This window comes from Bradyrhizobium sp. (assembly GCF_019242285.1).
Lineage (GTDB): Bacteria > Pseudomonadota > Alphaproteobacteria > Rhizobiales > Xanthobacteraceae > Bradyrhizobium.
On the sequence record NZ_JAFAVV010000454.1, the window covers coordinates 1 to 2,156 of the forward strand.

At 67.2% G+C, this 2,156-nt stretch carries 3 protein-coding genes; all 3 read right to left on the minus strand.

Annotation, left to right across the window (positions count from 1 at the left end; all coding sequences use genetic code 11):
- Positions 1-374: LLM class flavin-dependent oxidoreductase (locus JOY90_RS17845; RefSeq protein ID WP_291692438.1), on the minus strand; the 374-nt coding region annotated here is incomplete at its 3' end.
- A gap of 88 nt (positions 375-462) precedes the next feature.
- Entirely contained in the window at positions 463-918 is a 456-nt protein-coding gene (locus JOY90_RS17850) for a hypothetical protein (RefSeq protein ID WP_291692439.1), read from the minus strand.
- Positions 919-1,027: 109 nt separating this feature from the next.
- On the minus strand, positions 1,028-2,156 hold a 1,129-nt coding region (tgt, locus tag JOY90_RS17855; RefSeq protein WP_291692440.1), incomplete at its 5' end, for a tRNA guanosine(34) transglycosylase Tgt.

Sequence of the window (2,156 nt, forward strand, 5' to 3'; positions counted from 1 at the left end):
TCGTTCACCGACACGCCGAAGCGGGCGAACTCGTGCGGCAGGAACGCGCGGGCGAAACCTACGTCGAGCCGCCCGCCCGAAATGGCATCAAGCATGCCGATCTCGCCGGCGAGCTTGAGCGGATTGTTGAACACCGGGAGCACCGCCCCGGTGACCAGCCGTGCCTTGGCGCTCCGCATCGCCGCCGCGGCGAGGAACACGATCGGATTGGGGCTGTAGCCGCCGTAGGCGTTGAAATAATGCTCGACCGTGCGCACGTGGCTGTAGCCGAGCTCGTCACAGTGCGCGACGAGCGCAAGCGCGTCCGCCCAATACGCCTGCGCCGACTTCTCGGCCGGGCCGACGTCGGGAAAGAATTGGATTCCGAACTCCATCACCGACGCGTACGCTCGCTCACGAAGATGCTCCGAGTGCCCTCAGTCGTCGGGCGCTCACGCCCGGCGACTGCAGGCTGGGTGCAGGTTATGCGCTGCGCCACCTCAACAACACCCCAATGCCGAGGCCGAAGCAGCCGTGGAAGATGATCTGCATGATCATCCGCCCCACGTCCCATCCGGCGGCCATCGGCGCGCCCTTCAGCGGAAACACGATGAACCACAGCACCAGAACCGGCGCGATGGCGCCGAACAGGAAGGCGGCCACATAGTACATCGGTCCTTCCGGAAAGCGCTGTTCGACGGCGCCGTACACGATGCCCCAGACGCCGCCCCAGAACGCGAACGACCAGATTCGCGGCACGCCTAGCGGCTGTGTCGCGGCATAGTCGAACGGCTTGAATGGCACGAGGCCTAGTGTGTTCAGGATGGCGATCGCGCCCATCTGGAACAGCAGGACCGAGATGAACCCGGCTGCGAAGCAGGAGACGATCGAGTAGCGGTACACCGACGCGTGCGCGCCGGCGGCGGTTGTGGTCGACATGGTGGTCCTCCCCAGAGCCCGCCCGGGACGGGCAGGCTCTTATAACATGAACACCGCGGCCCGATGGCTATTCTTGAACCCGTTGTCTGCGAAGGTTTTTTGGCACGGCTCACGGCGCGCTGACTGGGGTGCCGATCGGCGCAATATCACCCCTGCTCCAGTCCTCCTGGGTGGTGCGGCGAAAATCTTCGAACTCCCCGGCCGCGATTGCAGCACGGATGCCCTGCATTAGCGCCTGGTAGTAGCAAATATTCGCCTGGGACAGCAGGATCGCCCCGAGCATCTCGTTCGCCTTGACCAGGTGATGCAGATAAGCGCGTGAGTAACCGCGGTCGCCGGCATCGGGGTCGAGTGGGCGCGGGTCCTCGGCATGGCGCGCGTTCTTCAGGTTGACGGGCCCGTAGCGGGTGAACGCGACGCCGTGGCGCCCGTTGCGGGTCGGCATCACGCAGTCGAACATGTCGACCCCGCGCGCGACCGCCTCGAGAATGTCCTCGGGCGTACCCACCCCCATCAGGTAGCGCGGCTTGTCCGCCGGCAGCAGCGCCGTCGTCTCTTCGACCACCCGCAGCATCGTCTCCTGCGGTTCGCCCACCGCGAGCCCGCCGATCGCGTAGCCGTCGAACCCGATTTCGATCAGCCGCTCGGCCGATTCCCTGCGCAGATGTTCGAAGGTCGAGCCCTGCTGGATGCCGAACAGGGCCTGACCCTCGCGTTGGCCGAAGGCCGCCTTGCACCGCTCGGCCCAGCGCAGCGACAGCTGCATGGCTTCCCTGGCCCTCCCCTCCTCGGCAGGCCAGCTCACGCACTCGTCGAGCTGCATGGCGATGTCCGCGCCCAAAAGGTCGGCCTGGATCTCGATCGACCGTTCGGGAGAGAGCGCGTGTCGCGAGCCATCGATGTGGCTCTGGAAGGTGACCCCCTCCTCCTTCACCTTGCTGATCTTGGCCAGGGACATGACCTGGAAGCCGCCGGAGTCGGTGAGGATCGGCCCGTCCCAGCGCATGAACCGGTGCAGGCCTCCCAGCCGCTTCACCCGCTCCGGCCCCGGGCGCAGCATCAGGTGGTAGGTGTTGCCCAGGATCACGTCCGCGCCCGCCGCGCGCACCTCCGCCGGGCGCAGCGCCTTGACGGTCGCGGCGGTGCCGACCGGCATGAAGGCGGGAGTGCGGATTGCGCCGCGCCGCGTCTCGATCAGCCCCGCGCGCGCGCGGCCGTCGGTCGCGTGGACCGCGAAG